We start from the raw sequence: 22558 nt of genomic DNA, 5'->3' as shown, positions 1-22558 counted from the left end.
TACGATGACGCGTGATCAGACCCCGAGGGTGACCGGTTGTCGATGTCGCCTGCCGTGGCGGCAAGGGATTGAGGGATCACATGTCGTCGTACTTCACCGACCTGGCTCTGCAGTACATCGACGGTGAGTGGCGCCCGGGCTCCGGCTCCTGGGACATCATCGACTTCAACCCGTACGACGACGAGAAGCTGGCCTCGATCACGATAGCCACGGCCGACGAGGTCGACGCCGCCTACCGGGCGGCCGAGCGGGCGCAGAGGCAGTGGGCGCAGACCAACCCCTACGCCCGCCGTGCGGTGTTCGAGAAGGCGCTGCGCCTCGTCGAGGAGCGCGAGCAGGAGATCACCGAGGCGATCATCGCCGAGCTGGGCGGCACGCGCCTGAAGGCCGCGTTCGAACTGCACCTGGCCAAGGAGTTCCTGCGCGAGGCGGTCCACCTGGCGCTGAGCCCCGAGGGCCGGATCATCCCGTCCCCGGTGGACGGCAAGGAAAACCGCGTCTACCGCGTCCCCGTCGGCGTGGTGGGCGTCATCAGCCCCTTCAACTTCCCGTTCCTGCTCTCCCTGAAGTCGGTCGCCCCCGCCCTCGCCCTGGGCAACGGCGTGGTCCTCAAGCCGCACCAGAACACCCCGATCGTCGGCGGCACCCTCGTCGCGAAGCTCTTCGAGGACGCCGGGCTGCCCGGCGGCCTGCTGAACGTGGTCGTCACCGACATCGCCGAGATCGGCGACGCCTTCATCGAGCACCCGGTCCCGAAGGTCATCTCCTTCACCGGCTCCGACCAGGTCGGCCGCCACGTGGCCACCGTCTGCGCCGCGAACTTCAAGCGCGCGGTGCTCGAACTGGGCGGCAACAGCGCCCTGGTCGTGCTGGACGACGCCGACGTCGACTACGCGGTCGACGCCGCGGTCTTCAGCCGGTACGTCCACCAGGGCCAGGTCTGCATGGCCGCCAACCGCGTCCTGGTCGACCGGTCGATCGCCGACGAGTTCACCGAGAAGTTCGTCGCCAAGGTCGGCTCGCTGAAGGCCGGCGACCCGAGCGACCCGCAGACGATCATCGGCCCGGTGATCAACTCCTCGCAGGCGGACGCGATCACGGGCGCGGTCGAGCAGGCGCTCGCCGAGGGCGCCACGGCCCTGGTGCGCGGCGGACGCACGGACAACCTGGTCGAGCCGTCCGTGCTGACCGGCCTGCCCGCCGACTCCCCCCTGCTGCGGCAGGAGCTGTTCGGTCCGGTCGCCTTCCTCGTCCCGTTCGACGGCGAGGAGGAGGCCGTACGCCTGGTCAACGACACCCCGTACGGCCTGAGCGGCGCCGTGCACACGGCGGACGTCGAGCGGGGCGTGCGGTTCGCCAAGCAGATCGACACCGGCATGTTCCACGTGAACGACGGCACGGTGCACGACGAGCCGATCGTGCCCTTCGGCGGCGAGAAGCACTCGGGTGTCGGCCGGCTGAACGGCGAGTCGATGCTGGAGGCGTTCACCACCCAGAAGTGGATCTCCGTCCAGCACGGCCGCAGCGGCTTCCCGTTCTGAGCCGAACGGACACGCCCTTCACCCGACGGGCCCTTGCGGACGGAAGCCGACCGCAGGGGCCCATGGCTTCGTCGGTGTCAGCAGGCAGCATCCGATTGCGGAACGACGGCGAAGGACGGCCGGTCCTGGTCGCTCTCCGGGAGTCGCCGGACGGCCCCACCGCTTGGGACCTGGTCGCGAAGGAGCAGGGCAGCGCCTGGCGGTGACCGTTCGCGGCCTACTCTGGACCGCATGTCAGTGATCCGTCTCCTGGTGCTCGGCGCGGTCCGCCAGCACGGGCGGGCCCACGGCTACCAGGTGCGCAACGACCTGGAGTACTGGGGCGCGCACGAGTGGTCCAACGCCAAGCCGGGCTCGATCTACCACGCTCTGAAGCAGATGGCGAAGCAGGGCCTGCTGCACGAGCACGAGACCGCCCCGTCGACCGCCGGCGGTCCGCCGCGCACCGAGTACGAGATCACCGACAAGGGCACCGAGGAGTACTTCGCGCTGCTGCGGGAGTCCCTGACCGCCTACAACCAGAAGCCGGACGTCCTCTCCGCCGGGGTCGGCCTGATGGTCGACCTGGGCCGCGAGGAGGTGCTGGCGCTGCTTCAGGAGCGGGTCCGCGCCATCCAGGAGTGGCGCAAGGGCGTCACGGAGTACTACGTGCCCGAGGACGGCCCCGGACAGCTCGGCCACATCGGCGAGATCATGCACCTGTGGATCCACTCCGCCGACGCCGGCGCCGAGTGGACGCGCGGGCTCATCGAACGCATCCGCGGCGGGGCGTACACCTTCGCCGGCGAGGGGGAGCCGTTCGTCGGGGTGCTGCGGGAGGGCGAGGAGAACCCGTTCGCGACCGGGGAGCGGCATCCCGGGAAGGGACACTGATCCCCAAGGCTCCGACGGTTCCGGGGACCGGAGGGTCGCTTTCCGGCCGTCCTCGTTAATCAAGTTTGACTAATCAGGTTCCGGGGGATACCTTCGATCAAGTAGTCAAGCTTGACTAGCGAGCGAGGAGGCTCAGTGGCCGACGCGGCGATCACCGTCCGAGAGGCACGCAAGACGTACGGGGGCAGGAACGGCAAGGACGGAAAGCACGCGCTCGACGGGCTCGACCTGACGGTCGCGCGAGGCACGGTCCACGGAGTTCTCGGACCCAACGGCGCGGGCAAGACCACCCTGGTCCGCGTCCTTTCCACGCTGCTGCGACCCGACGCCGGCCGGATCGAGGTGGCCGGCCACGACGTGGTCCGCCAGGCGTACGAGGTGCGCATGCGCATCGGCCTGCTCGGTCAGCACGCGGCCCTCGACGAGGAACTGGGCGGCCGGCAGAACCTGGAGATGTTCGGCCGCCTCCACCACCTGGGCGCCCGGAGGGCACGCGCGCGTGCCGACGAACTGCTGGCGCGCTTCGACCTCACCGACACCGGACACAAGCCGGTCAAGTCCTACAGCGGCGGCATGCGGCGCCGGCTGGACCTGGCCGCGTCCCTGATCACCGAACCGGAGGTGCTCTTCCTGGACGAGCCGACGACGGGCCTCGACCCCCGGGGCCGCGCCGAGGTGTGGGAGGCGGTCCGCTCCCTGGTCGGCGGCGGGACGACGGTCCTGCTGACCACCCAGTACCTGGAGGAGGCCGACCAGCTGGCCGACCGCATCTCGGTCGTCGCCGCCGGCCGCGTCATCGCCGACGGCACCGCCGACGAGCTGAAGGCCGCCACCGGCGGCGACCGCATCGACGTGGTCCTGCGCGACGCCGGGCGCCTCGACGCCGCGGCCGCCCTGCTGCCGCTCGCCGGCGTCACCGTCGACGCCGACCGCCGGCTGCTCAGCGCACCGGTCAGCGACCGGATGGCGTCGCTCTCCCGGGTCGTACGGGCCCTGGAGGAGGCCGGGATCGAGGCCGATGACGTCGCCCTGCGCCGTCCGACGCTGGACGAGGTGTTCCTGCACCTCACCGACCGCACCGAGGAGGCCGCATGAGCACCGTCACCTATGCCCTCACCGACTCCTGGACCATGACCCGCCGGGAGCTGGCCCGCTGGGGACGGCAGCCGGTCGCGGTCGTCGTCAACGTGATCTTCCCGGTCATGCTCCTGCTGATGTTCGGCTACCTCATCGGCGGCGGCCGGGGAGTGAGCGGGGACTACATCGACTACCTGGTCCCCGGCATGTTCGCGCTCACCATGGCCTTCGGCCTGGAGGGCACGATGATCGCCGTCACCCAGGACCTCAACAAGGGCGTCGTCGACCGCTTCCGGGCCATGCCCATGGCCAACGGCGCGGTCCTGGTGGGCCGTTCCGCCGCCGACATGCTCCAGTCGGCGATCGCCCTGCTGGTGCTGATGGGCACCGGCCTGGCCCTCGGCTGGCGCGTCCACGGCGGCGCGGGCGCCTTCCTCGGCGCCATCGGCCTGCTGCTCCTGCTCCGCTTCGCGATGCTCTGGATCGGCATCCACCTGGCGCTGGTCGCCGGGAAACCGGAGATGGTGCAGGCGGTGCAGATCCTGGTGTGGCCCGTGGGCTTCCTGTCCAACGCCTTCGCCACGCCCGCATCCATGCCCGACTGGCTGGGCACGGTCGTCCAGTGGAACCCGATGTCCCACACCGCGACGGCCGTGCGGGACCTGTTCGGCGGCCCCGGCGGCGAGGCCGGGCACGTGTGGCCGGCGATCATCTGGCCGCTGGCCCTGCTGGCCGTCTTCTTCCCGCTGGCGGTCCGGAGGTTCGCGAGGCTGGACCGGTAGCGGGGCGGCGCCTCCGCAGGGGGCGCCCGGCCGCGCGTGGCCGTCGCCGAGAGGCGCGGCGGCGGCTACGCTGCGGTGATCGACGTGTTCGGCGAGCCGCCCGGAGTGCGCCCATGACCACCGCCCCCTTCGACCCCCGCGCCCTGCTGGCGGAGAGCCGGCTCGGCGTCCTGGCCACGATCAAGGCGGACGGTCGTCCGCAGATGTCCCCCGTGATGCCCTTCTACGACCCGGCCGACAACGTCATCCACGTCTCCATGACCGAGGGACGCGCCAAGACGGCCAACCTCCGCCGGGACCCCCGCGCCACCCTGGAGGTCACCAGCCCGGACGGCGGCTCCTGGGCGACCGCCGAGGGCACGGCGACCCTCACCGGACCCGGCACCGACCCCCACGGCCCGGAGGTCGAGGCCCTGGTGCGCTACTACCGCCTCGCCGCCGGCGAGCACCCCGACTGGGACGAGTACCGCTCGGTGATGGTCTCCGACCGCCGCGTGCTCATGACGATGACGGTCGACCACGTCTACGGCGCCAGAATCCGCTGACCCAGGGCCCGCTCCGTGGCCGCTCCCCCCGCCGCCGGCCGCGCTCACCGGCCCGGCGGCCCCGGCCGCCTGCGCCGGGCTTGCACCTCACGTCGCGTGAGGCGGCAGCGTGGAGCGCGTAAGAGGAAGGAGCGGAAGTGAGCTACCCCGTGGGACAGGTGGCCGGCTTCGCCGGCGTCACGGTGCGCACCCTGCACCACTACGACGACATCGGCCTGCTCGTGCCGAGCGAGCGCAGCCACGCGGGCCACCGGCGCTACAGCGACGCCGATCTCGACCGGTTGCAGCAGATCCTGTTCTACCGGGAGCTGGGCTTCCCGCTCGACGAGGTCGCCGCCCTGCTCGACGACCCGGACGCGGACCCGCGCGCGCACCTGCGCCGCCAGCACGAGCTGCTGACCGCCCGGATCGAGAAGCTGCAGAAGATGGCGGAGGCCGTGGAGCACGCCATGGAGGCACGGAAGATGGGCATCAACCTCACGCCCGAGGAGAAGTTCGAGGTGTTCGGGGACTTCGACCCGGACCAGTACGAGGACGAGGTGCGCGAACGCTGGGGCGACACCGACGCCTACCGGCAGTCCCGCGAGCGCACCGCGTCCTACACCAAGGAGGACTGGCAGCGCATCCAGCGCGAGGCCGACGAACTGACCCGTCGGTTCGTCGCGCTGATGGAGGCCGGTGAGCCGGCGGACTCCGAGGCGGCCATGGACGCCGCCGAGGACCACCGCCGGCAGATCTCCCGCAACCACTACGACTGCGGCCACGAGATGCACACCTGCCTGGGCGAGATGTACGTCTCGGACGAGCGGTTCACCCGCAACATCGACCAGGCCAAGCCCGGTCTGGCCGCCTACATGCGGGACGCGATCACCGCCAACGCCGCCCGGCACACCTCCTGACCGGCCGTGGCCCGGGTCACTCCCGGGCCACGACCACCGCCGTCCCGTAGGCGCACACCTCGGTGCCGACGTCCGCGGCCTCCGTCACATCGAACCGGAAGGCCAGCACCGCGTTGGCGCCACGCGCGCGTGCCTGCTCGACGAGCCGCTCCATCGCCTGGTTGCGGGTCTCGACCAGCGTCTTGGTCAGACCGCGCAGCTCACCCCCGACCAGGGACTTCAGCCCGGCGCCGATCTGGCTCCCCAGGTGCCGGGAGCGCACGGTCAGTCCGAAGACCTCGCCGAGCACCTCCTGCACCCGGTGGCCGGGAACGTCGTTCGTGGTCACGACGAGCACATCGGGCTCGGGGCCCTGTCCACCGCCGTATTCTTCGATGCCCATGGTTCCCAGGTTTCCCCCTGTGCGACCGCGCTGCACGCCGGACGCCCGGGGAACCGGGACCACCCCGGCTGCGTTGATACTTTTGGGCAGCCAGTCAGTCCCGTCCGCCTCCCAGCAGCAGGAGCCACATTCCCGTGACCACGCTTGCGCTCGGCCCCGAGTGGCTCAGCCCGGACTACCTGATCTCGACCTTCAGCCTGCCCGGCATCCTGTTGATCGTCTTCGCCGAGTCGGGGCTCTTCGCCTTCCTGCCCGGCGACTCGCTGCTGTTCACCGCGGGGCTGTTCGTCGCCCAGGGCGAGTACATCAGCCAGCCGCTGTGGCTGGTCTGCCTGCTGATCGTGCTGGCCGCCGTCATCGGCGACCAGGTGGGCTACACCATCGGCAAGTTCTTCGGACCGCGGATCTTCAACCGCCCGAACTCCCGGCTCTTCAAGCAGGAGAACCTGGAGAAGGCCCACGAGTTCATGGAGAAGTACGGTCCCAAGGCGATCGTCCTGGCCCGCTTCGTCCCGATCGTGCGCACCTTCGCCCCCATCGTGGCGGGCGCCGGCCGCATGAAGTACCGCACGTTCCTGACGTACAACATCATCGGCGGCATCGCCTGGGGCACGGGCGTCACCGTCGCCGGTTACTGGCTCGGCCAGATCGAGTTCATCCGCACCAACGTCGAGTCGATCCTCATCCTGATCGTCCTCCTCTCCGTGGTGCCGATCGTCGTCGAGTACCTCCGCGAGCGCGGCAAGAAGAAGCGCGCCGCGGTGACCCGGCCCCCGGCGGCCCCGCAGCAGTACCAGCAGCCCCAGCCCCAGCCGCAGTACCCGCCGATGGACGACGCGACGACCCAGCTGCGCCGCATCGACCCGCCCCAGCAGCAGTACGGCCAGGGCTACGGCACCCAGGGGAACCAGGGCCACCACCAGCCCTACGCCCAGCAGTACCCGCAGGGCTACGGCGGCCGGCAGGACGGCCAGTACCCGTACGACCAGGGTTACTGAACCGGCTCGGGGACGCGGGGAGCCGCCCGGCGTCAGAAACCCCGCGTCCGCTTCGCCGCACGGCGCCCCGGCGCGCTCGCCGCACCCGGCACCTTCAGGAACAGCCGGGAGATCTCCGACCCGAGGTTCACCCCGATGGCGATGGCCATGGCCAGCGCCACCGCCTTGGACAGCGAGACGAGCCCCCCGTCGATCTCGTTCTGCGCGATCCCCAGCAGACCGAAGTACGTCGCCGAACCGGGCAGCAGCGGTCCGATCGCCGCGGTCGTGTACGGCAGCGCCGACGCGAACCGGTACCGGGACATCAGCTGCCCGAACAGCCCCACCAGCCCCGCCGCCGCGGCCGTCGACGCCACCGGCGAGATGTCTCCCGCCAGGTGCATCGCGCCGAACACGCTCCACGCCACGCCGCCGTTCAGGGTCACCGCCAGCACGGTGGACCGCTCCTGCTGGAGCAGTACGGCGAAGGACAGCGACAGCATCATGGCGGCGCAGATCTGCACCACCGGCTCGTCGCCCGTGCCCAGCTGGTCGTCCGGATTGAGCTTCGCCCCCATCTGGACGCCGAAGTACAGCATCACCAGGACCCCGGCCACGATGCTGACGAAGAAGTACATGACCTCCAGCAACCGGGCCGACGCGGTGATGTAGAAGCCGGTCAGGCCGTCCTGCACCCCCGCCACCAGCGCCCGCCCGGGCAGCAGCGCGAACAGCCCACCGGTGATCACCGCGGACGCCTTGACGTCGACGTGCGCCAGCGTCAGCGCGACCCCGACCGCGGCCGGAGGCATCGCCGCCACCGCGAACTGGTAGAACTCCGGCAGCCCCCGGCCCGCGCACAGCCACGCCAGCCGGTCGCCGAGCATCGCGCCGATCATCGCCGCGAGGAACACCGTCGGACCACCGCCGACCAGCACCGACGCCGAACCCGCGAGCAGCCCGGTCGCCGCCGTCAGCACCCACGTCGGATACGGGTGCCGGTTCCGGCGGATCTCCGCCAGCCGCCGGTAGGCCTCCTCCAGGGAGATGTGGTTCTCCGGGTCGCTGAGGTCGTCCACCAGCCGGTACACGGCCGCCAGCCGGGTGTAGTCGGTGCCCCGGCGGCGTACCGTCCGCGACGCCGTCACCGGGTCCTCCACCAGCGACGGCTGGTGCGAGATCGACAGCAGGGTGAAGGTGACGTTCGGCTCGCACCGGTCCAGTCCGTAGGAGCGGCAGACGGCGAACATCGCCGCCTCCACGTCCTCGGCGCCCTCACCGCCCGCCAGCAGCAGCTCCCCGATACGCAGCGTCAGGTCGAGCACACGCGGCACCGCGGGGCCCGTCTCGTCCTCGTGCCGGTGCTCCTTCTCCGGCGCGGGACGGTCGGCGACCGGCATGCGCAGCATCGCCCGCATCCGGTCCTGCCAGGGCGCGTCCTTGGTCAGCCGCACCGCCGGTACACCGCCCGGCGGCGTGAACGCCGGCGGGGCGTTGCGGGCGCTGTAGGTCTTCGGCGTGCTGAACGCCGACCCCTCGGGCTCGGCGTGCGGCGCCTGCGGCGCGTCGAGCCCTTCCGGCAGCGCGAACTCGGAGGTGATCTCCGGTTCGCTGTCCGTACGGGGCACGGCCAGTCCCTGCGGGATGGCGAACTCGGACGTCGTCTGCGACTCGCCGTCGACCGGCGCCGCGGTACCGGTCGGCTGCCGGAAGGCGCTCCTGGCCTCGTCCGACTGCGGCTTGCGGTCCTCCGCGTCCGTCACGTGCGTTGCGCTCCCTGCTTCGAACACACCCTCCTGTAGCCCTCAGTATGCGCACCCAAACACGGACGGGCCGCACGCGTGCGCGTGCGGCCCGTCAGGCGAAGCGGTGCGGGTGGGGTGTCAGTGACCGCCCTGCTCCTTGAAGCGCTTGTAGGACCGCTCGATCTCCTCTTCGGCGTCCACCCGGCCCACCCAGTTGGCGCCCTCGACGGACTTGCCGGGCTCCAGGTCCTTGTAGACCTCGAAGAAGTGCTGGATCTCCAGGCGGTCGAACTCCGAGACGTGGTGGATGTCACGCAGGTGCTCCACACGCGGGTCCGTCGCCGGGACGCACAGCAGCTTGTCGTCGCCGCCGGCCTCGTCGGTCATGCGGAACATCCCGATCGCGCGGCAGCGGATCAGGCAGCCCGGGAACGTCGGCTCGTCCAGGATGACCAGCGCGTCCAGCGGGTCGCCGTCCTCGCCGAGGGTGTTCTCGACGAAGCCGTAGTCGGTCGGGTAGGCGGTCGAGGTGAAGAGTCGACGGTCCAGGCGGATCCGACCCGTCTCGTGGTCCACCTCGTACTTGTTCCGCGAACCCTTCGGGATCTCGATCGTGACGTCGAACTCCACCGGTGGCTCCTCCATGATCAGCACATCGTTCTGGTGATTAAGTGTCCCTCACGCCGGTGTGTGATCGCGAAAGGGGCTGGTGGTCGTGCCCAAGCTGAGGCCTTGGCGGGCCGCGAGGCCGCATGTGGTGCGGGCCGCGGGCGCCGTCCGTCCGCGGTTCGCGCGGTTGGCACGGGCCACGACACCGCGGCTCGCCCGGATCACGAAGCCGCGGACCTGGCAGTACACCGCGGGTGCCGCCACCGCCGGACTCGCGCTGGCCGCCGGTGCGGTGACCGCCGCGGGCCCCTGGGACGCCACGGGTCAGCGTACGGCCGAGCGGGACCGCGCCGTCGCCCTGGAGGGCACGGGTGGCGCAGATCACGGCCACGGAACGGGCAGCTCCGGTACGACGTCGGGGGCGCCCCGCCCCGCCCCCAGCGCCGCGTCCGTCCTGACCGGCCTCGCCGACACCGGCACCGGCGGCGGGGGGCGGGCACCGGACGCGGCGGCCCTCGCGGACGCCCTGAGCGGCCTGATGCGGGACCCGGCCCTCGGCACCCGGCACGCGGCGTCCGTCGTGGACCTCCGCACGGGCCGGCGCCTGTTCGGCACGGGCGTCGGCGTCCCCCTCACCCCCGCGTCCACCACGAAGATCGCCACCGCCGTCGCCGCCCTCTCCGCCCTCGGTCCCGACCACCGCCTCAGCACCCGCACCGCCCTGGAGCCCGACACCGGCGAGCTGGTCCTCGTCGGCGGCGGCGACCCCACCCTCACCGCGCGCGCCGACGCGAAGGGCCTGGCGAGCCTGCGCGCCCTCGCCGAGCGCACCGCGCGCGCCCTGAAGAAGCGCGACGTGCGCGAGGTGACCCTGTCCTACGACACGACCCTGTACGCCGGCGACGAAAAGCACCCGATCGGTGTCAACGGCAACCTCGCCGAGGTCACCGCCCTCATGGCCGACGAGGCCCGCCCCGACGACTCCACCCGCGGCCCGGTCACGCGCGTCCCCGATCCGGCCGCAGACGCCGCGCGCACCTTCGCCGGCCTCCTGGCCGAGCACGGGATCGAGGCCACGCCCCCCGGCCCCTCCAAGGCGACCAACCGCGCCGACACCCTCGCCACCGTGTCCTCACCGCCGCTGTCCGCCCTGGTCGAGCGGATGCTCACCAACAGCGACAACGACATCGCCGAGGCCCTCGCCCGGCACACCGCCCTGGCGACCGGCGAACGCGCCGACTTCGCCGGCGCCTCCGCCGCGATCGAGGCCCGCCTGAAGCAGCTGGGCATCCCCCTCACCGGCGTCGAGGTCCGCGACGGAAGCGGCCTGGACCGCACCGGCCGGCTCACCGCCGACGCGCTCACCGCCCTGCTGGTCGAGGCCGCCGACCCGGCCCGCCCCGAGCTCCGGCCCGCCCTCACCGGCCTCCCGGTCGCCGGCTTCACCGGCACCCTGAGCGGCCGGTACGCCGACGGCGCGGCCGGCCTGGTCCGCGCCAAGACCGGCACCCTGACCGGGGTCAACACCCTGGCCGGCACGGTGGTCACCCGGGACGGCCGCCCCCTGGCCTTCGCCTTCCTGGCCTCCGGCACGACGAACGCGGGCGCGGCCCAGTCGACGCTGGACGACCTGGCAACAGCCCTGACCGCCTCCGGCTGACCGACCTCCCGCGCGGCTCAGCCCCCCGGTCCGCGACGCGCGCGCCTGGCTCGGCCGTACCCGCGCCCGGCCGTGGGGCGTCCGGCGGGCGCGCCCGGGCTCCGCAGGATCTGCCCCGGGGCCGTGCAGGCCGTCTGCGGGCGCGTCGTGGCCGGTCGCGCAGCTCCCCGCGCCCTGGGGCGCCCACGCACCGCCCCCGTCATGGCCCCGCTCGGCCCACGCCGCCGGCAGTCGTTCCGCAGGGCGGAACGGATGGGCACGGCGGGCCGATGCCGGGCGACCGCTCGACCGACGCCCACCTCGCCGACGTACCAGGGCCCCCGGGACGGGCCCCGCACAGCCTGCCCCCAGCGGCAGCGCTCACGTACGGTTGACACATGACGAGCATCGGTGGTGCTGCATCTTCCGGGATGGTCGACTGGAACCTCGCGGTCGCGACCGCGACCCGCCTGGTACGGCCGGGCCCCGAGGTGAGCCGCGACGAGGCCCGCGCCGTCGTCGCGGAACTTCGCCGGCATGCCCAGGCCTCGGAGGAACACGTCCGGGGCTTCACTCGTATGGTCTCCGACGAGGCGGACGACACCCCCGTCCTCGTCGTCGACCGCCCCGGCTGGGTCCGGGCCAACGTCGCCGGCTTCCGCGAACTGCTCAAACCGCTGCTCGACAAGATGCAGCAGCGCCGCGGCGGCACCCCCGGCGGCGCGGTCATGAGCGCCGTCGGCGGCAAGGTCACCGGCGTCGAACTGGGCATGCTGCTGTCGTTCCTGTCGTCCCGGGTCCTCGGCCAGTACGAGACCTTCGCCCCGGCCACCCGCGACCTCCCGGCCGGCGAGAACGGCGGCGGCCGGCTCCTGCTCGTCGCCCCCAACATCGTCCACGTCGAGCGCGAACTCGACGTCGAGCCGCACGACTTCCGCCTGTGGGTGTGCCTGCACGAGGAGACGCACCGCACCCAGTTCACCGCGGTGCCCTGGCTGCGCGACCACCTCGAGGGCGAGATCCAGTCGTTCCTCGCGGAGACCGACGTCGACCCGATGACCGTCCTCGAACGCGTCCGGGAGGCCGCCCAGGCGCTGGCCGGCGGCCGGCCCGAGGGCGAGGAGGACGACGGCGGCCGGTCCCTGGTCGAACTGGTGCAGAGCCCCGCCCAGCGGGAGATCCTCGGCCGCCTCACCGCCGTGATGTCGCTGCTGGAGGGCCACGCCGACTTCGTCATGGACGGCGTCGGACCCGAGGTCGTACCGACCGTGGGGGAGATCCGCGAGAAGTTCCAGCAGCGCCGGGCCAAGGGCGCCTCCCGGCTCGACCTCGCCCTGCGCAAGCTGCTCGGCCTGGACGCCAAGCTCCGGCAGTACCGGGACGGCGAGCGGTTCGTCCGGGCGGTCGTCGACCAGGTCGGCATGGACGGCTTCAACCGCGTGTGGACCTCCCCGAACACCCTCCCCACCAAGACGGAGATCGCCAAACCGGCGGACTGGATCGCACGGGTGCACCGCAGGCCCGAGGGCTGAACCGGAGCGGGCGGGGCGTGAACCGGTTCCGGCAGACGGCAGGCGAACGCCCCTCCAATCACCCGTCCGAGGGACCGTGAGCCCCCGGCAGGCGTGCAATGCTCGGGGCACGCCCCGTTTCTGTCACCATCTACACACTCTGCGTGACCGATAACGGGGTTCACCCCCCGAAAACTTCATGAAGGGCACCGGACATGGGTCCCCATCCTGCGGTCGCGGCGATACGCCTGGCGGTCCGCCGCGTCCTCCACGACATCCTCACCGAACTGAACACCCCGGCGCTCAGCGCCCCCGCCGGGCGGCCGGCCCCCGACGGCGCGCTCGCACGTCCGCCGGCGCCGCTCGTCCTCGTCGCCTGCTCCGGCGGCGCCGACTCCATGGCACTCGCCTCCGCCCTCGCCTTCGAAGCCCCCCGGCTCGGCGTCCGGGCCGGCGGCATCACCGTCGACCACGGCCTCCAGCCCGGCTCCGACCTGCGCGCCGAGGAGGTCGTCCTGCGGCTGCGCGAGATGGGCCTCGACCCCGTCGAGTCCACCGCCGTGACCGTCGGCCGCGGCGCCGGCCCCGAGGCCGCCGCCCGCGACGCCCGCTACGCCGCCCTGGACGCCGCCGCCGAACGCCACGGCGCCGCCGCCGTCCTGCTCGGCCACACCCGCGACGACCAGGCCGAGACCGTCCTGCTGGGGCTCGCCCGCGGTTCCGGCATCCGCTCCCTGTCGGGCATGGCCGCGGTCTCGGGGGCCGGCGGCCGTTACCGGCGCCCGTTCCTCCAGCTCGACCGGCAGACCGCCCGCAAGGCCTGCATGGTCCAGTCCCTGCCCGTCTGGGACGACCCGCACAACGCCGACCCGGCCTACACCCGCTCCCGGCTGCGCCACGAGGGCCTGCCCGCCCTGGAGAAGGCCCTCGGCAAAGGCGTCGTCGAGGCCCTCGCCCGGACGGCCCAGCTCTCCCGGGACGACGCCGACGCCCTCGACACCTGGGCCCGCCAGGCCGAGGCGGGCGTCCGCGACGCCGCGGGCGGCCTGGAGTGCAGCAAGCTCTACGCCCTCCCCCCGGCCGTGCGCCGCCGGATCCTGCGCCGCGCCGCCATCGAGGCCGGTGCCCCGGCCGGTTCGCTGTTCGCCCGCCACGTCGAGGAGGTCGACCGGCTGATCACCGGCTGGCGCGGCCAGAAGGCCATCAACCTCCCCGGCAAGGTCGTCGTCCGGCGGCAGGGTGGCAGACTGGTGATTCGGCAAGGCTGAATCCCACCCCCACCGGCCCGCCGGCGCGGGCCGTGGACGGTGTGGATACGGGCCGAAGAGCGGGACGATGCGAAAGTGATGCGGGTGGACGCGAAAGACATGGGTGCCGACCTTCAGCAGGTGCTCATCACCAAGGAAGAGATCGACGCCAAGCTGGCCGAGCTGGCCGCGAAGATCGACGCGGAGTACGCGGGCAAGGACCTGCTCATCGTCGGTGTCCTCAAGGGCGCGGTGATGGTCATGGCGGACCTCGCCCGGGCGCTGTCCACCCCGGTCACGATGGACTGGATGGCCGTGTCCTCCTACGGCGCGGGCACCCAGTCCTCCGGCGTCGTGCGGATCCTGAAGGACCTCGACACCGACATCAAGGGCAAGCACGTCCTGATCGTCGAGGACATCATCGACTCCGGCCTGACCCTGTCCTGGCTGCTGTCCAACCTCGGCTCGCGCGAGCCCGCCTCCCTGAAGGTGTGCACGCTGCTGCGCAAGCCCGACGCCGCGAAGGTGGCCATCGACGTGGAGTGGGTCGGCTTCGACATCCCCAACGAGTTCGTCGTCGGCTACGGCCTCGACTACGCCGAGAAGTACCGCAACCTCCCGTTCGTCGGTACGCTCGCGCCCCACGTGTACGGCGGCTGAGCGCCGCCCCGGCGGCCGAGGACGATGATCGGGAACCCCGGCGGGCTTCGCGCCGTTGGAGCATGCAGACGGGATTGCTAGTCCTCCTGTGCGGCTTCGAGCGACCAGGCTGGGGTACCGTCGGAAGAACTGTCTTATCAAACTCACTATGGCAGGAGGGACGGGGCGGCACCGCTCCGTGTGGATGGACGTGAAGCGATACTTCCGTGGGCCGGTCATGTGGATCGTGCTGGCCGTCCTTGCCGTGGTCGTGTTGATGCAGGTCGTCGGCTCGTCCGGCGGCTACAAGACGGTGGACACGGGCCAGGTCGTCCAGGCGATCAACCAGAACCAGGTCGAGTCGGCCAAACTGACCACCGGTGACGAGCAGACCATCAAGGTCCAGCTCAAGGACGGCGAAAAGGTCGAGGGCAGCTCGAAGATCCAAGCGAGCTACATCGGCGACCAGGGCGTGGACATCGCCAACACGCTGCAGAACAAGTACCAGGACAAGCAGATCCCGGACGGCTATACGGTCTCGCCGTCCAAGCAGAACCCGTTCGTGGGCATCCTGCTCTCCCTGCTGCCCTTCGTCCTGATCGTGGTCGTCTTCCTGTTCCTGATGAATCAGATGCAGGGCGGCGGCAGCCGGGTGATGAACTTCGGCAAGTCCAAGGCCAAGCTCATCACCAAGGACACCCCCAAGACGACGTTCACCGACGTCGCCGGGTCGGACGAGGCCGTCGAGGAACTCCACGAGATCAAGGAGTTCCTGCAGGAACCGGCGAAGTTCCAGGCCGTCGGCGCCAAGATCCCCAAGGGCGTCCTGCTCTACGGGCCTCCCGGCACCGGCAAGACCCTGCTCGCGCGCGCCGTCGCGGGCGAGGCGGGCGTCCCGTTCTACTCGATCTCCGGTTCCGACTTCGTCGAGATGTTCGTCGGTGTCGGTGCCTCCCGGGTCCGTGACCTGTTCGAGCAGGCCAAGGCGAACGCCCCGGCGATCGTCTTCGTCGACGAGATCGACGCGGTCGGCCGCCACCGCGGCGCCGGCCTCGGCGGCGGTCACGACGAGCGCGAGCAGACCCTGAACCAGCTGCTCGTCGAGATGGACGGCTTCGACGTCAAGGGCGGCGTGATCCTCATCGCCGCGACGAACCGGCCCGACATCCTCGACCCGGCGCTGCTGCGCCCCGGCCGCTTCGACCGGCAGATCGCCGTCGACCGCCCGGACATGCAGGGCCGTCTGGAGATCCTCAAGGTCCACCAGAAGGGCAAGCCGGTCGCGCCCGACGTCGACCTGGGCGCCGTCGCCCGCCGCACGCCGGGCATGACGGGTGCCGACCTGGCCAACGTGCTGAACGAGGCCGCCCTGCTGACGGCCCGCAGCGACCAGAAGCTGATCGACAACAAGATGCTCGACGAGGCCATCGACCGCGTCGTGGCGGGCCCGCAGAAGCGGACCCGGATCATGTCGGACAAGGAGAAGAAGATCACCGCGTACCACGAGGGCGGACACGCCCTGGTCGCGGCGGCCTCACCGAACTCCGATCCCGTCCACAAGATCACGATCCTGTCCAGAGGCCGGGCCCTCGGCTACACGATGGTGCTCCCGGACGAGGACAAGTACTCGACCACGCGCAACGAGATGCTCGACCAGCTCGCCTACATGCTGGGCGGCCGGGCGGCCGAGGAACTGGTCTTCCACGACCCGACCACGGGCGCGGCCAACGACATCGAGAAGGCCACCAACCTGGCCCGTGCGATGGTCACGCAGTACGGCATGACCGAGCGGCTCGGCGCGATCAAGTTCGGTGGCGACAACAGCGAGCCGTTCCTCGGCCGTGAGATGGCTCACCAGCGCGACTACTCGGAAGAGGTCGCCGCGCTGGTCGACGAAGAGGTCAAGAAGCTCATCGAGACCGCGCACAACGAGGCGTGGGAGATCCTGGTCGAGAACCGCGACGTCCTCGACAACCTGGTCCTGGCCCTCCTGGAGAAGGAGACCCTGGGCAAGGAGGAGATCGCCGAGATCTTCGCCCCGATCGTCAAGCGCCCGCCGCGGCCCGCCTGGACCGGTTCCTCGCGGCGCACGCCGTCGACCCGGCCGCCGGTGCTCTCCCCGAAGGAGCTGGCACTGACGAACGGAGCGAACGGCGCGACGGCGGCCATCTCCACCGCCAAGAGCACCACCGCGGAGCCGGCCCCGGCTCCGGAGCGGGCCCCGGAGGACCGTCCCGAGAGCTGATCCGCTCCCGCGTCGGTCCCTGCCGGACCGGAATGTATGCCGTGCCCCCCTTGGTTCTAGCCTGGGGGGCACGGCATTTCCGTTGTGCCGTGTGCCCACAGGCACGACAGTGACAGGAACGAGGCACCACATGACCGACCCCGTGACGCTGGACGGCGAGGGCCAGATCGGCGAGTTCGACGAGAAGCGGGCCGAGAACGCCGTGCGGGAACTGCTGATCGCGGTCGGCGAGGACCCGGACCGCGAGGGCCTGCGCGAGACGCCGGCGCGGGTGGCGCGGGCGTACAAGGAGATCTTCTCGGGGCTGTGGCAGCAGCCCGAGGACGTGCTGACGACGACGTTCGACCTGGGGCACGACGAGATGGTCCTGGTGAAGGACATCGAGGTGTACTCGACCTGCGAACACCATCTGGTGCCGTTCCGGGGGGTCGCCCACGTCGGCTACATCCCGTCCACCACCGGCAAGATCACCGGCCTGTCCAAGCTCGCCCGGCTGGTCGACGTCTACGCCCGCCGGCCGCAGGTGCAGGAACGTCTCACCACGCAGATAGCCGACTCCCTGATGGAGATCCTGGAGCCGCGCGGTGTGATCGTCGTCGTGGAGTGCGAGCACATGTGCATGTCGATGCGCGGCATCCGCAAGCCCGGCGCCAAGACGCTGACCTCGGCGGTGCGCGGCCAGCTGCGGGACGTCGCGACCCGCAACGAGGCGATGAGCCTCATCATGGCGCGCTGACGCCGCCGGACGTCACGCCGCCGACGCCGCGCCCGGGTGGTCGTCGTCCTCGTCGTCCGGGAGCTTGCAGACGCGCTCCAGGAAGAGGGCGGCCGCTATGACGCCGATGCCCGCCAGGACCGAAAGCCCCGCATAGATGGCCTGGTCGCGGCGGGCCGGGATCTCCAGGGACTCCAGCAGGAAGACGCCCGTGCCGCCGTACATGCCGCTGACGAGGGCGGCGACCAGGGCGCTGGCCTGGCCGAAGACGACCGCGCGGGCGGCCATCAGCGGGTCGACGCCCTTGGCCTCGGGGCGTCGCTCCCGCTGGGCGATCAGGCGGGCGCGCAGGGAGAGCGCCGTGGCCAGCAGGATCACGGCGATCACGGCCAGCACGATGGGGGCGGCCAGGGGGACGCTGGGCAGGGTCCCGATCGAGTTCCACAGGCGGGCGCCCGCCCAGGACAGGATTCCGGCCACGACGAAGACGCCGGCCAGCACCCTGATGCGCAGCTCTTTCACGGTGTCCCTTCGCCTTACCCCGGATCGGTCGTCTCGACCTTAACGGCTACTCGGGCAGCCGGAGTTCCAGGTCGCCGCGGGCCGCCACGCCCTCGCGGGTGACGGCGCCCAGGAGATCGGCGACCGCGCCCCGGCCGGGCAGCTGGGCGTCGGGCTCCACGTCGTGCCAGGGGGCGAGGACGAAGGCGCGTTCGTGGGCGCGCGGGTGGGGGAGGGTGAGCTGCGGGTCGTCGGAGACGACGTCGGCGTAGGAGACGATGTCGACGTCGAGGGTGCGGGCGCCCCAGCGCTCGTCCCGGACGCGGTGGAAGGCCTCCTCGACCGCGTGCGCCCGCTCCAGCAGGGAGGACGGGGGGAGGGTGGTCTTCAGGACGACGACCGCGTTGAAGTACGACGGCTGGGTGCCGGGCTCGACGCCCCAGGGCTCCGTCTCGTAGACCGGGGAGACGCCCTTGACGCGGACGCCGGGGGTGTCCTCGAGGGCGTCGATGGCGCCCTGGAGGGTCTCCAGGCGGTTGCCCAGGTTGGAGCCGAGGGAGAGCACCGCGCGTTTGGGATTGGACAGCGTGGTGTCGGCGGCGTCGACCTTCTCGACGACGGAGGCGGGTACCGGCTGTACGGTCGGGTCGGTGGGACCCTTGGCGAAGGCAGTCATACGCGGCTCCGGGTGATGGTGACGGTCACGTCGTCGAAGGGAACGGTGATCGGCGCGTCGGGCTTGTGGACGCACACCTCGACCTCCTGGACCCCCTCGTGCTTCAGACACACCTGGGCGATGCGCTCGGCCAGTGTCTCGACGAGGTTGACGGGCTCGCCCTGGACGACGGCCACCACCTCCTCCGCCACGATGCCGTAGTGCACGGTCTTCGCCAGGTCGTCGTCGGCCGCGGCCGGCCGGGTGTCCAGGCCAAGGACGAGGTCCACGAGGAAGGTCTGGCCCTCCTCGCGCTCCTTGGGGAACACACCGTGGTGCCCGCGGGCCCTCAGGCCGCGCAGCGCGACACGATCCACGCGAATCACTCCTGCAGTCGTCGGTCTCGGCCGGGTGCACCGCGTGCGGGCGGCACACCGGCCCGTGGTCGAATCTACCCGCGGGCACCGACAGCGCCGGGCCGAGGGGGCGCCGGACCCGGTGGGCGCCGCGAGGTTTCACCCTGTGTTTGCCCTGGCGAACCCGCCGGCTCACGGGCGGTGGCCGCCCCCGGCCCGTCGGTCCGTGATTCCCGCCACGTCCCGGTCCTGCGGGGGTCCTGAGCGTCGCCTACCCCGTCAGGCCGGTGGTTCCTCGCTCTCCTGGTCCTCTTCTTCGGTCAGGACGGGCGAACCGTGGTGCGCCCAGAGTTTCCAGCCGGAGGGCGTGCGCCGGAACACGTTGGTGGCGACCACGAGCTGCCCGACGAGCGGCCCCAGCTCGTCGCCGTCGGCGGGCGCGGGGCCGCCGCTGAGGATGTTCTCGGTGCAGGTCACCAGCGCGGTGTCGCCGGTGACGGAGACGTGCACGTCGGTCAGGAAGAACTGGATGTAGTCGGTGTTCGCCATGATCAGGGCGTACGACCTGAGAACCTCGCCGCGGCCGGTGAGGACCGGCCAGCCCGGGTGCACGCAGGAGATCACGCCGGTGTCGGCCGGGTCGTGGTACGTCTCGTCGACGCCCAGGTCGGAGGGGGTCAGCCAGAGCGCGGAGAGGGCCTCGAAATCGCCCTGCTCGACCGCTTCGTAGAAGGCGGTGTTGGCCGCCTCGACCTCCTCGACGTCCGTGTGGGGGGCGCTCACCGCGCTGCTTCCGCGTCCCGGCCCGCCGCACGCGCCCCCTCGATCGCGCTGACCACGCGCACCGCGTCCGCCGTCGCGCGCACCTCGTGCACCCGGACCGCCCAGGCGCCGGCCTGCGCGGCGAGCGCGGAGACGGCGGCGGTGGCCGCGTCGCGCTCGCGTGCGGGCGGCGGGGCGCCCTGTGGTCCGGCCAGGACGCGGCCGAGGAACCGCTTGCGGGAGGCGGCGACGAGCAGGGGGTGGCCGAGGCCGAGGAGCCGGTCGAGGCGGGCGAGCAGATCGAGGTCGTGCTCGGCGTCCTTGGAGAAGCCCAGGCCGGGGTCGACCACGATCCGGTCGGCGGCGACGCCGGCCTCCAGAACGGCCTCCACGCGCGCGTGCAGCTCGTCGACGACCTCGGTGACCACGTCGTCGTAGACGCCCCTGACGTTGCCGCCCTCGAGGAAGCCGCGCCAGTGCATGACGACGAAGGGCGCGCCGGCGTCGGCGACGACCGGCAGCATGCGCGGGTCGGCGAGGCCGCCGCTGACGTCGTTGACCAGGGCGGCGCCCGCGGCGAGGGCCTGCTCGGCGACGGTGGCGCGCATGGTGTCCACGGAGATCGTGGCGCCCTCCGAGGCCAGGCCGCGCACGACGGGGACGACGCGGCGCAGCTCCTCGTCCTCGTCGACGCGGGTCGCGCCGGGGCGGGTGGACTCGCCGCCGACGTCGACCAGGTCCGCGCCCTGGGCGACCAGGTCGAGGCCGTGCTTGATCGCGGCCGTCGTGTCGAACCAGCGGCCGCCGTCGGAGAAGGAGTCGGGGGTGACGTTGACGACCCCCATGACCGCGCAGCGGTCCCATGCGGTGAGTCCCGCCACGTGGCGGCGGCCGGTCTGCTTGCTCATGTGTTCAGCCTAGGCCCAGCCGGCCGCCGCCCTCCCGCGCGGGCGTTCGGTTCAGGCGGCCCGTACGCCGCCCTCGGCCACCCGGTGCGGGCAGGGCCGCGGCCCGGCGGCCCGGCGGCGCAGGAAGCGCGGCAGCGGCGGGGAGAGGGTGAGGAAGCCCTCGGCCTGCATGGCGGCCAGGCCGATGCGCGGCAGGTCGGCGGAGGCGCGGTAGACGACGAAGCGGGGTTCCCAGCGGGGCCGGAACTTGGCGTTGAACCTGTACAGGGACTCGATCTGGAACCAGCGGGAGAGGAAGACCAGCAGCCCGCGCCAGGCCCGCAGCACCGGTCCGGCGCCGATCTTCTCTCCGCGCGCGAGGGCCGAGCGGAACATGGCGAAGTTCAGCGAGACCCGCTCGATGCCGAGGGCCGGCGCCGCCTGGAGGGCCGCGACGATCAGGAGTTCGTTCATGCCGGGGTCGGCGGACCGGTCGCGGCGCATCAGGTCGAGGGAGACGCCGTCGGTGCCCCACGGCACGAAGTGCAGGACCGCCTTCAGATCGCCGTGCTCGCCGGGCTCGGCGTCGGGCTTGTGGGCGGTGGCGACCAGGCAGTCGCCGTCGGCCGGGTCGCCGATGCGGCCGAGCGCCATGGAGAAGCCGCGCTCGGTGTCGGTGCCGCGCCAGTCGTCGGCGGCGCGGCGGATGCGGTCCAGCTCGGTCCGTCCCAGGTCAGCCACGCGTCGTACGCGGGTGCGGTAACCGGCGCGCTCGATGCGCTTGACCATCTGGCGCACGTTGCGCATCGGGCGGCCGGTGAGGGAGAAATCCGCGACGTCCACCACCGCCTCGTCGCCGAGTTCGAGGGCGTCGAGGCCGGTCTCGCGGGTCCAGACCTCGCCGCCGGTCTCGGAGCAGCCCATGACGGCGGGGGTCCAGGAGTGCGCGCGGGCGACGTCCATGAACCGTTCGATGGCGCCGGGCCAGGCCTCGACGTCACCGATCGGGTCGCCGCTGGCCAGCATCACCCCGGAGACGACGCGGTAGGTGACGGCGGCCTTGCCGCTGGGGGAGAAGACCACGGCCTTGTCGCGGCGCAGCGCGAAGTGGCCGAGGGAGTCGCGGCCGCCGTGCCTGGCCAGCAGCGCGCGCAGCCGTGCCTCGTCCTCCTCGGTCAGCCGGGCGGCCGGGTGCTCGGGGCGGAAGGCCAGGTAGACGGTGGTGACGGCGGTGATCAGACCGAGGGCGCCGAGGGAGAAGGCGACCGTCCAGGAGGTCGTACCGCGGTAGCCGACCGGGCCCTCCACGCCGAACAGGCCGTACAGGACGTGGGTGAGGCGGTCGGCCAGGCTCGGGTCGCCGATCATGCGGTCCGGGTGGGCGCTGACGACCAGCAGCCCGAGCAGCAGGGAACCGGCGCCCATGAGGACGAAGTTGGCCAGTGCCCGCCAGCGGCTGCGCGGGTCGGGCAGCGCGGCGAACTGGTCGCGGTGGCGCAGCAGCGCCCACAGCAGCGCCAGGGAGATCACGACGCCGACGACGGAGTGCCGGTAGGCGAACTGGGCCACGGCGCCGGCCGGCAGCAGCGCCACGCCGGCCCGCCAGGCCCGCCGCTTGCCGCGTTTGAGGCCGTGGGCGAGGAGCAGCAACAGCACGCCGGCGCTGAGCGAGAGGGCGGCGGCGAAGGGGCCGAGCGCACCGGGCAGCACCTCGGCGAGGGCGTGCATCCGGCTGTGCCGGAAGCGCGGGAAGACGCCTGCGGCGATGTCCAGCAGGCCGACCAGGGCGCAGGCTCTGCCGACGAGGGCGGGTACGGCCTGAGGGCGCGGGCCGCGCAGCAGGCGGCGTGGCGCACCGCTCCGGCCGCCCGGGCTCGCCGGCCTCGGAACCCCACCCGATATTTCCTCATCTGTCCTGGCAGACATCGCATCCCATGGTTGTGCGTCAGATCGTGGTTCCGGTGCCGATTC

The 22558-nt window shown here is 72.0% G+C and carries 22 protein-coding genes; 13 read left to right on the top strand and 9 right to left on the bottom strand.

Features of this window, described 5'->3' with window-relative positions; genetic code table 11:
- Positions 1-80: 80 nt before the first annotated feature.
- From ACZ45Q_RS08190 to ACZ45Q_RS08165, 6 genes are all read left to right on the top strand, one after another.
- Positions 81-1541 carry an aldehyde dehydrogenase family protein gene (locus ACZ45Q_RS08190; RefSeq protein ID WP_468256691.1) on the top strand — a complete coding sequence of 487 codons (1461 nt, stop codon included), beginning with the start codon at positions 81-83 and terminating at the stop codon, positions 1539-1541.
- Between the two features lie 231 nt (positions 1542-1772).
- Entirely contained in the window at positions 1773-2414 is a 642-nt protein-coding gene (locus ACZ45Q_RS08185) for a PadR family transcriptional regulator (protein WP_468256688.1), read from the top strand.
- Positions 2415-2549: 135 nt separating this feature from the next.
- The gene (locus ACZ45Q_RS08180; RefSeq protein ID WP_468256684.1) at positions 2550-3509 is read left to right on the top strand and encodes an ATP-binding cassette domain-containing protein; all 960 of its coding nucleotides are present in this window, start codon (positions 2550-2552) and stop codon (positions 3507-3509) included.
- Positions 3506-4273, top strand: a complete 768-nt coding sequence (locus tag ACZ45Q_RS08175) for an ABC transporter permease (RefSeq protein ID WP_468256681.1) — start codon at positions 3506-3508, stop codon at positions 4271-4273. The genes ACZ45Q_RS08180 and ACZ45Q_RS08175 overlap by 4 nt, the downstream gene beginning before the upstream one ends.
- Positions 4274-4386: 113 nt before the next feature.
- Entirely contained in the window at positions 4387-4818 is a 432-nt protein-coding gene (locus tag ACZ45Q_RS08170; protein ID WP_468256678.1) for a PPOX class F420-dependent oxidoreductase, read from the top strand.
- A 137-nt stretch (positions 4819-4955) separates the two neighbouring features.
- Complete coding sequence (locus tag ACZ45Q_RS08165; RefSeq protein ID WP_468256676.1) at positions 4956-5717, top strand: MerR family transcriptional regulator; 762 nt, start codon at positions 4956-4958, stop codon at positions 5715-5717.
- 16 nt (positions 5718-5733) lie between these two features.
- Here the strand turns inward: ACZ45Q_RS08165 and ACZ45Q_RS08160 are convergent, their stop codons facing one another.
- On the bottom strand, positions 5734-6099 hold the full coding sequence (locus ACZ45Q_RS08160; RefSeq protein ID WP_468256674.1) for a YbjQ family protein: 366 nt from the start codon (positions 6097-6099) through the stop codon (positions 5734-5736).
- 134 nt (positions 6100-6233) lie between these two features.
- Between ACZ45Q_RS08160 and ACZ45Q_RS08155 the strand changes: the two genes are divergently transcribed.
- On the top strand, positions 6234-7097 hold the full coding sequence (locus tag ACZ45Q_RS08155) for a DedA family protein (RefSeq protein WP_468256672.1): 864 nt from the start codon (positions 6234-6236) through the stop codon (positions 7095-7097).
- Between the two features lie 32 nt (positions 7098-7129).
- Here the strand turns inward: ACZ45Q_RS08155 and ACZ45Q_RS08150 are convergent, their stop codons facing one another.
- Both ACZ45Q_RS08150 and ACZ45Q_RS08145 read right to left on the bottom strand, forming a co-directional pair.
- Positions 7130-8839 carry a threonine/serine exporter family protein gene (locus tag ACZ45Q_RS08150; RefSeq protein WP_468256670.1) on the bottom strand — a complete coding sequence of 570 codons (1710 nt, stop codon included), beginning with the start codon at positions 8837-8839 and terminating at the stop codon, positions 7130-7132.
- A 120-nt stretch (positions 8840-8959) separates the two neighbouring features.
- Complete coding sequence (locus ACZ45Q_RS08145) at positions 8960-9451, bottom strand: inorganic diphosphatase (protein ID WP_468257517.1); 492 nt, start codon at positions 9449-9451, stop codon at positions 8960-8962.
- Between the two features lie 79 nt (positions 9452-9530).
- On the opposite strand from ACZ45Q_RS08145, the gene dacB reads away from it, so the two are divergent.
- The 6 genes from dacB (at position 9531) to folE (ending at position 17447) form a co-directional block, all read left to right on the top strand.
- Positions 9531-11090 (top strand): D-alanyl-D-alanine carboxypeptidase/D-alanyl-D-alanine endopeptidase, encoded by a 1560-nt coding sequence (dacB, locus tag ACZ45Q_RS08140; RefSeq protein ID WP_468256668.1) that lies wholly within the window; start codon positions 9531-9533, stop codon positions 11088-11090.
- 377 nt (positions 11091-11467) lie between these two features.
- On the top strand, positions 11468-12601 hold the full coding sequence (locus ACZ45Q_RS08135) for a zinc-dependent metalloprotease (protein WP_468256667.1): 1134 nt from the start codon (positions 11468-11470) through the stop codon (positions 12599-12601).
- A 194-nt stretch (positions 12602-12795) separates the two neighbouring features.
- Complete coding sequence (tilS, locus tag ACZ45Q_RS08130; protein WP_468256665.1) at positions 12796-13848, top strand: tRNA lysidine(34) synthetase TilS; 1053 nt, start codon at positions 12796-12798, stop codon at positions 13846-13848.
- 78 nt (positions 13849-13926) lie between these two features.
- Positions 13927-14487, top strand: a complete 561-nt coding sequence (gene hpt / locus ACZ45Q_RS08125) for a hypoxanthine phosphoribosyltransferase (protein WP_332884572.1) — start codon at positions 13927-13929, stop codon at positions 14485-14487.
- 184 nt (positions 14488-14671) lie between these two features.
- Positions 14672-16711, top strand: coding sequence for an ATP-dependent zinc metalloprotease FtsH (gene ftsH / locus ACZ45Q_RS08120; protein WP_468257513.1), 2040 nt, complete (start codon positions 14672-14674; stop codon positions 16709-16711).
- A gap of 130 nt (positions 16712-16841) precedes the next feature.
- The gene (gene folE / locus ACZ45Q_RS08115) at positions 16842-17447 is read left to right on the top strand and encodes a GTP cyclohydrolase I FolE (RefSeq protein WP_468256662.1); all 606 of its coding nucleotides are present in this window, start codon (positions 16842-16844) and stop codon (positions 17445-17447) included.
- Between the two features lie 12 nt (positions 17448-17459).
- Here folE and ACZ45Q_RS08110 read toward each other — a convergent pair whose 3' ends face one another.
- The 6 genes from ACZ45Q_RS08110 to ACZ45Q_RS08085 all read right to left on the bottom strand — a co-directional run bounded on the left by ACZ45Q_RS08110 (position 17460) and on the right by ACZ45Q_RS08085 (position 22513).
- On the bottom strand, positions 17460-17948 hold the full coding sequence (locus tag ACZ45Q_RS08110; RefSeq protein WP_468256660.1) for a DUF3180 domain-containing protein: 489 nt from the start codon (positions 17946-17948) through the stop codon (positions 17460-17462).
- A gap of 46 nt (positions 17949-17994) precedes the next feature.
- Positions 17995-18603 carry a 2-amino-4-hydroxy-6-hydroxymethyldihydropteridine diphosphokinase gene (folK, locus tag ACZ45Q_RS08105; protein WP_468256657.1) on the bottom strand — a complete coding sequence of 203 codons (609 nt, stop codon included), beginning with the start codon at positions 18601-18603 and terminating at the stop codon, positions 17995-17997.
- Positions 18600-18959: a dihydroneopterin aldolase gene (gene folB / locus ACZ45Q_RS08100; protein WP_468256655.1), complete on the bottom strand. Its 360-nt coding sequence runs from the start codon at positions 18957-18959 to the stop codon at positions 18600-18602. The genes folK and folB overlap by 4 nt, the downstream gene beginning before the upstream one ends.
- Before the next feature lie 258 nt (positions 18960-19217).
- Positions 19218-19721: a nuclear transport factor 2 family protein gene (locus tag ACZ45Q_RS08095; RefSeq protein WP_468256652.1), complete on the bottom strand. Its 504-nt coding sequence runs from the start codon at positions 19719-19721 to the stop codon at positions 19218-19220.
- On the bottom strand, positions 19718-20608 hold the full coding sequence (folP, locus tag ACZ45Q_RS08090; RefSeq protein ID WP_468256649.1) for a dihydropteroate synthase: 891 nt from the start codon (positions 20606-20608) through the stop codon (positions 19718-19720). The genes ACZ45Q_RS08095 and folP overlap by 4 nt, the downstream gene beginning before the upstream one ends.
- Positions 20609-20659: 51 nt before the next feature.
- Positions 20660-22513, bottom strand: a complete 1854-nt coding sequence (locus ACZ45Q_RS08085) for a phosphatidylglycerol lysyltransferase domain-containing protein (RefSeq protein ID WP_468256646.1) — start codon at positions 22511-22513, stop codon at positions 20660-20662.
- Positions 22514-22558: the final 45 nt, after the last annotated feature.

This window comes from Streptomyces sp. NPDC031049 (assembly GCF_055571015.1).
This window is presented reverse-complemented; position numbering and strand designations above follow the sequence as displayed.